The organism is Microcystis sp. M_QC_C_20170808_M9Col, from assembly GCF_007095495.1.
Taxonomy (GTDB): Bacteria; Cyanobacteriota; Cyanobacteriia; order Cyanobacteriales; family Microcystaceae; genus Microcystis; species Microcystis aeruginosa.
Genome location: NZ_SFBZ01000237.1, coordinates 1 through 6,988, shown reverse-complemented (window position 1 = coordinate 6,988; position 6,988 = coordinate 1). Strand labels below are relative to the sequence as shown.

General features: G+C 43.6%; 5 protein-coding genes. 3 read left to right on the top strand and 2 right to left on the bottom strand.

Annotation, left to right across the window (positions count from 1 at the left end):
• Nucleotides 1-139: 139 nt before the first annotated feature.
• Nucleotides 140-391 carry a transposase gene (locus tag EWV68_RS13805; RefSeq protein WP_287170133.1) on the bottom strand — a complete coding sequence of 84 codons (252 nt, stop codon included), beginning with the start codon at nucleotides 389-391 and terminating at the stop codon, nucleotides 140-142.
• Nucleotides 392-775: 384 nt separating this feature from the next.
• On the opposite strand from EWV68_RS13805, the gene EWV68_RS13800 reads away from it, so the two are divergent.
• Complete coding sequence (locus tag EWV68_RS13800) at nucleotides 776-2,158, top strand: aromatic ring-hydroxylating dioxygenase subunit alpha (protein ID WP_287170132.1); 1,383 nt, start codon at nucleotides 776-778, stop codon at nucleotides 2,156-2,158.
• A gap of 22 nt (nucleotides 2,159-2,180) precedes the next feature.
• Here EWV68_RS13800 and EWV68_RS13795 read toward each other — a convergent pair whose 3' ends face one another.
• Nucleotides 2,181-4,304, bottom strand: a complete 2,124-nt coding sequence (locus EWV68_RS13795) for a serine/threonine-protein kinase (RefSeq protein WP_287170134.1) — start codon at nucleotides 4,302-4,304, stop codon at nucleotides 2,181-2,183.
• Between the two features lie 208 nt (nucleotides 4,305-4,512).
• Here EWV68_RS13795 and EWV68_RS13790 point away from each other — a divergent pair, with 208 nt between their 5' ends.
• Together EWV68_RS13790 and EWV68_RS13785 are read left to right on the top strand one after the other, a co-directional pair.
• Nucleotides 4,513-5,181 (top strand): hypothetical protein, encoded by a 669-nt coding sequence (locus EWV68_RS13790; RefSeq protein ID WP_287170131.1) that lies wholly within the window; start codon nucleotides 4,513-4,515, stop codon nucleotides 5,179-5,181.
• A 287-nt stretch (nucleotides 5,182-5,468) separates the two neighbouring features.
• A complete protein-coding gene (locus tag EWV68_RS13785; RefSeq protein WP_061433213.1) occupies nucleotides 5,469-6,638 on the top strand; it encodes an HhoA/HhoB/HtrA family serine endopeptidase in 1,170 nt (389 codons plus the stop codon).
• Nucleotides 6,639-6,988 lie beyond the last annotated feature (350 nt).

Sequence of the window (6,988 nt, the reverse complement as noted above, 5' to 3'; positions counted from 1 at the left end):
TTGTCCTTATACTTAATAATTTTAGGTTTTCCTAAAAATTTTTCAGGGTGTTTTTTCCAAGCTCTAAAAGCGGCAAAATAACTAATCCAAGCCTGATCTAATCTTCTGATTATCTGCTTACTCACTTTCGTGGGTAAAGCTAAATAATCTGAGGTTTTAGATACCAGATGATAGAGTTGATTAAATTCGTGGGTAAAGCTAAATAATCTGAGGTTTTAGATACCAGATGATAGAGTTGATTAAAACTCAGTTTTTGGGAGTTTTCAAAGAAATATTGGCGATAATGGTAGTTAGCTAGATTGAATAAATTTTTTGACAAGAAGGCATAATGGTCGATTTCTGACCATAAGGGATGGTTTTGACTGATAATATGACGTTCAACTAGCTTCATATCCTGATTATACCTGATAACGTTCTTAAAATCTATCTGTGGCCAAAGTTCAGCAATTCTCATTTTAAGGTTTCATGACATTAAAACCCCTGCACCTAGAGGGGTTAATAATTCTTAACGAATCTCTATATCGCTGAAACAACGCAAAATCGTTTCAAAATGAGAATTGCTGGCCAAAGTTACTTATTTTAGTTATCTAGCTACAGAAATGAGTAACTTTAAAAAGCTTTAGGTAGGTTTTTGGTTTCTGTGGTTAACCCTTTAATTATCACCCCAAAATATAGCCCCAGTGTTTGTTTCCCCAGCAGATACCGGCATCTGTCCCCTTTTGTCGATTAAATTTGTTAGATTTTGGAGGAGAAATGTTAACTTATTTTAAAATTTATGCTGACCAGCACTGCTACCCATCCCGTCGGGGGAACAGATATCGATCGCTTTGATTGTCGTCAAGTTTGGTATCCTATCTACTACGTCAAAGATTTAGACAAAAAGCAGCCCCAACGCTTTACCCTACTAGAAGAGGATTTAGTGATTTGGTGGGACAAAAATCAGCAAGAATGGCGAGTTTTCGAGGATAAATGTCCCCATCGTCTCGCTCCTCTCTCAGAAGGTCGTCTTAACGAAAGCGGACATCTAGAATGTCCCTATCACGGTTGGTCTTTTTCCGGAGGAGGAAACTGTGAATTTATTCCCCAACAACCGGAAAACAGTCAAGCTAACACCTCTCGACGCGCTTGTGTGCGGTCTTTTCCCACGGCTATCCGTCAGGGATTATTATTCGTTTATGCGGGTAATCCTGAAAATGCTCCCCTGACTGCGATTCCAATTATTGAACCCATGGAGGAGGATGCCGATGCTTGGATTTGTTTGGATACCTTTCGAGATCTACCCTACTCGGCCGTCACTTTAATCGAAAATATTATCGATTCTAGTCATGTTCCCTATACCCATCATCTCACCATCGGTAATCGGGCCAATGCCGCTCCTATGGAGTTAGAAATTATCGAGTCCAATCGTCAGGGATTTAGGGGAATTTGGCCCGAAGGACCGCGTAAAGGTAAATTAGGTCAACAATACAGCAATTTTATCGCCCCCGGATTAATTTACCACGATCTCACCTCGGAAAAGTTCGGACGGACTTTAACCGCAGTCTATGCAACTCCAATCCGTCAGGGAGAATGTCGTCTCTTTGCTCGTTTTCCCTTTAAATTTAACTCTAAACTGCCGAAATTCTTCATTAAGCTTACCCCCACTTGGTATTCCCACATCAATCAAAACGCTATTCTTGAAGATGATCAGATTTTTCTCTACTATCAAGAGCGTTATCTGCAAGCTCAGGGGGATAGTCGGAATTTTAGTCAAGCTTGTTATCTCCCTACCAAAGCGGATTTATTAGTGTTTGAGTATCGCAATTGGGTTAATCAATACCAAGCTGATCCTTTCGCCGGTCAACCTTTCCCCCCCCGACAATCAAAAGAGATTCTCCTCGAACGCTATCACTCCCATACCAAAAATTGTGCTGTTTGTCAAGGGGCTTTAAAAAATATTAATCGTCTGCGGGGGTTAACATTAGCGATCGCTATTGTTCTTGGTCTATCTCTACCACTTTTAGCCCTAATTTTCGGTCAATCGGCCCTCCTTCCCGTGACAGTGCTGACAGTATTAACTGTAATTATGGTGGCAGCTTATTGGCGCTTGGGAGAACTGATAAAACAGTTTTATCAAGGACGGGAACTATTGCCGAGAAATACTGGTAAAAAGCGATAAAGCTGCCGAAAAAGAGCAGAAGTTAGGGAACCTGTTCCTCGCTATCGACTTTGGGGGTTTGGTTTTGGGAAGATTGCTGAAGTTCTTGCCAGCGAGTTTCTGCCAGTTGTTTTTGTGTTTGCACTTCTCGGTCATTGGAACGATAACGAAGTGATTCTTGATAAGCTTGAATCGCTCGCTCGTATTGACCGAGTTTAAAGCAACTATTGCCTAAACTTTTCCAGGTTTCTGGGTTATCTTTTTGTCTTTGAATCGCCTGTTGATAGGCGTTTATGGCTTGAGAATAGTCGCCTAAACGATACCAAGCGTTACCGATACCGATAAAAACTTCGGCTTTTTGGGAAGAAATGCGGCGAGCTTTTTCGTAGGATGCGATCGCTTCATCAAATCTTTCCATTTGATGAAGTAATGCCCCTTGATGTAACCAAGCTTGATAATAATTAGAATTGGCTTTAGTTGCTTGAGTAAATGCCTCCAAAGCTTCTGACTTGCGGCCTAATTTTTGCAGAATAATCCCTTGACTATAGTGAGCTTGGGAAAATTGGGGATTAAATTGTCCGGCTTTGCTATAACTTTCTAAAGCATCATTAATTTTATTTAATTGATACAAACTATTACCTTTTTGATACCAAATTAAGGCATTATCTGGTTCGATAGCTAGAGCCTGATCATAGGCTTTAACTGCCCCTTCATAATCCTCAAGATTCTGTAATGACCAGCCTTTTTTGTACCATATTTTTGCATCATTTTGTTGAAAAGTTAACAATTTTTCAAGAGCTTTTTGAGCGGCGGAATATTGTTGCAGTTCTAGATAGATATCGGCTTTACCTTGCCAAGCTTGACTAGCGGCAGGATTAAAAGATAAGACCCGATCAAAACTTTCCAAAGCCTCCTGATTTTTGCCTAATTTATCTAAAGCTTGCCCGCGACCGAGCCAAGCTTGCCAAGCGGAATCTGGGTTAATTTGAATAGCTTTTTCGTAGATAATTAAAGCTTCCGAGTATCTTTGTAAAGCTAATAAAGCATCAGCTTTTCCTTGGAATGCCTCAAGATAATCGGGATTAATTTTTAAGGCTTGATCATAGTAATTGAGGGCATCGGTATAGCGTTTGAGTTGATAAAAAGTCTGACCTTGTTGATAGTAACGAAGAGAATTACGAGAATTTTTCCAATAGTCAAAACCCAGATAAGCGCCCGCTATTAAGCCAATTGTCCCAAAGACAAACAAGATTTTTGTTAGCCAAGATTTCCCTGGACGAGCAATCGGACCTTGAGGTTTAACCGACTGGGTAGTTTTCGGATCGAGATGATGAATTTTCCCTAATTTTCTCAGATCGATTAATGCTTCACTGACACTGGTATAACGCTGACGAAAATCATAGCGGATCATGCGCTCGATAACATAACTAAACTCGGCGCTAGTCATGGCCAAATGTTGCCAGAGAATTTCCCCCGTGCGAGCATCCAGTGGAATATCTTCGGGATCTTTACCGGTTAAAGCTTGTAATCCAATCATACCAGCGGCATAGATATCGCTACTAAAACGCGGATAACCTTGGGCCTGTTCACTGGGGAAATAACCAGGGGTACCAATAGCGATGGTAGAAACGGTTTTACCTTCTTTAACCACTTGAGTGCTAATTTGTTTGACAGCACCAAAATCAATTAAAACCAATTGATGATCTTGGCTGCGACGAATAAGATTAAAGGGATTAACATCGCGATGGATCACCTGTTTGTGATGGACAAATTCGAGAATTGAGAGAATTTCTGTTAATAAAGCTACCACTTTCCCTTCATCTTGCCTATAGACACCGGCAATAATTTCTCTGGCTAAATCTTCCCCTTCAATGTATTCTTGCACGAGAAAAAATTGCCCATTTTCCTCAAAATAAGCAAATAAACGGGGAATATGACGATGAATGCCCAATTCTTGCAGGATTTTCGCCTCGGTTTCAAAGAGTCGTCTAGCGATGGCTACAGTTTCCGCATCCCGGCACTGGGGTTTAAATTGTTTGATCACACAGCGATTTTGATTGGGTAACTGGCGATCGCAGGCTAAGAAAGTCTGTCCGAATCCCCCTTTTCCCAATTGACGGATAATTTGGTAGCGATGACTAAGGATTTTTCCGGCAGCGAGTTCCATAGACGATGGCAATCCAGGGTTTTTTACTATTCTAGGCTGTTCGGCTCTCCTTTGCGGTCGATGGACAAAATGCGGAAACTTTCCCATTCTACTTTTTTCCCTATAGAGAGGGAAAAAATTCCCTGTTGAGGGGACTGACATGACAGACAGAAAAAAATAATCTAGAAACAGAGAAAGTTCACTGTTGTTTTTTGAGAGGATAACCGCTATGTCTATGAATCCTGTTACTAGAGCCAGTACAGCTTTACTGATTACCCTGCTCATGGGGTCGATGTCCGGTACTTTTCCCGTCCTCGCTCAAAGTAATATTAATCGGCCACGTCTCATCGCTCAACAAATCTCGATTCCGGTGGGAACAGTTATCCCTTTGAATTACGAGAAAGCCGATAAAATTTTAGTTTCTAAAAGTGATGTTATTCCTCTGACTTTAACCGTAGCCAGAGATATTCGTGACCGGAATGGGATTGTGGTGATTGCAGCGGGAAGTGAAGTCAAGGGTACTTTAGAAGCGGCGGGCCGAGGTGTGCGGTTTATTGCCGATGAAATTCGCCTCGATGGGGGTAATCGCACCATTCCCCTCAATGCCACTTCGCGATTAATTACTACCACTGAAACCCTGCGTAAAGGGGCAAAAACTCAAGATATCTTAGGGGGAACCCTCGCCGGTGCGGGGGCAGCCACAGCGATCGCTGCTCTCACAGGCGATCGCAAGATCGAAGTTCTCGATGTCTTAGCGGGGGCAGCCGTGGGAACCCTTGCAGGATGGGGCTTACCGGCGGCGGGAATTGTCGGTGGTAGTTCCGTGCAGTTATACTCTGTTAACCCCGATCGAGATTTAAATATTACCCTGCAATCGCCCCTAGTGATCAGAGATTAGTTAGGGTCTGCTGAAAATTCAGGGAAAAAGTCCAGGAATTTTACCCCCGATCACTCCAATGGTAGGCACTTTTTGAGGGAAAAAAAGTCTAAAAGCCTTATCCAACAAGGTTTTTAGATTTATTCAGCCAGCCCTAGTAAACGGCAAACCTTGACCAAATCCGTCTGCTGGCGGATTTGGTGTCAACCATCGATTTAATCGGAGCGATCGATTTGTTAGATTTTTAATAGTCCGTCTGTCAACCAATAGACAGAAACAGTCAAAACATCAGAATCAGAGATCAAAGTATGAAACTTCCTACAGGGTTACGGCGAACTATTACCCACGCTTTAGCAACTTTTCTGGGAATTATGCTCGGTTTTAGCAGTTTAGCGGCGGTAAATGCTCAAAATCTGCCCAGCGCTGCCGCCGATCTGGCCAGAATTCCCCCGGAGATGACGGCGGAAAGTTTTGTCGCTAAGGCAGTGGCGCGCACGGGTGCGGCAGTAGTGCGAATTGACACCGAAGCGATCATTACTCGTCCCAATAGCCCCTTTTTTGATGATCCTTTTTTTCAGGAGTTTTTTGGAGAACAGTTTCGTCTTCCCACCCAGCAGCGAGTGGCGGGCCAGGGATCGGGTTTTATTATCGATGGCAGTGGTTTAATCTTAACTAATGCCCATGTGGTCGATAATGCCGATAAGGTAACGGTAACTTTAAAAGATGGTCGTAGCTTCAAGGGAGAAGTACGCGGTACTGATGAGATCACTGATTTAGCCGTAGTGAAAATTAATCCCCAAGGGGAAAATTTACCTGTAGCCGTCCTCGGCAATTCCTCATCCATACAAGTGGGGGACTGGGCGATCGCAGTAGGCAATCCCGTCGGTCTAGATAATACGGTAACTTTAGGAATTATTAGCACGATCGGGCGCTCGGCGGCTAAGGCGGGTATTCCCGATAAACGCATTGATTTTATCCAAACCGATGCCGCTATTAACCCGGGCAATTCCGGCGGTCCTTTACTCAACGCCCAAGGAGAAGTCATCGGCATCAATACGGCGATTCGTGCCGATGCCATGGGCATCGGTTTTGCCATTCCCATCGACCGGGCCAAGCAGTTACAAGCAACCCTAGAAGCAGGTCAAAAGGTGGCCCATCCCTATATCGGTGTGCAGATGGTTAATCTAACTCCCGATTTAGCCCGGGCTAATAATCAAAACCCCAATTCTGCCATGATCGTCCCGGAAGTGTCGGGAATTTTGGTGGTGAAAGTCCTACCCAATACCCCCGCCGAAAAAGCCGGGATCCGTCGCGGGGATGTGATTGTCAAAGCTAATAATCAACCGGTTAGCGATGGCGCTGAGTTACAGGAAATGGTGGAAAAAACCGGGATCGGTCAATCTTTACCCCTAAGAATCAGAAGGGGGGAAAGGGCGATCGATCTCACCGTAATCACCGCCCAAATGTCAAATCAGTAATCGGGGGTCCGGAGTCGGTCGTCAGGAGTGAGGAGATAGGGTGATAGGGTTTTGGGGTGATAGGGTGATGAGACAGCTTCCCCACTTCCCCACTTCCCACTTGCCACTGTTCACTGATAACTGAAAAATCCCCCCATCACCAAATCGGTTTTTTTCCTTGGGAGGGTTCTCGGTTTTTCCTCTCGCCCCTATAATCTGTGTGTAAATTAGCTTTATTTCTTTGCGAGGATAATAAGCTGTTAAGCATTTAAATTGCTTGTTGAGACGAGGCAAGAGGCAAGAGGCAAGAGGCAACAGTAAAGGGATTGGGGGAGATTCGGCTAATCTTAAGAATAAGTGCTTTAAATGCG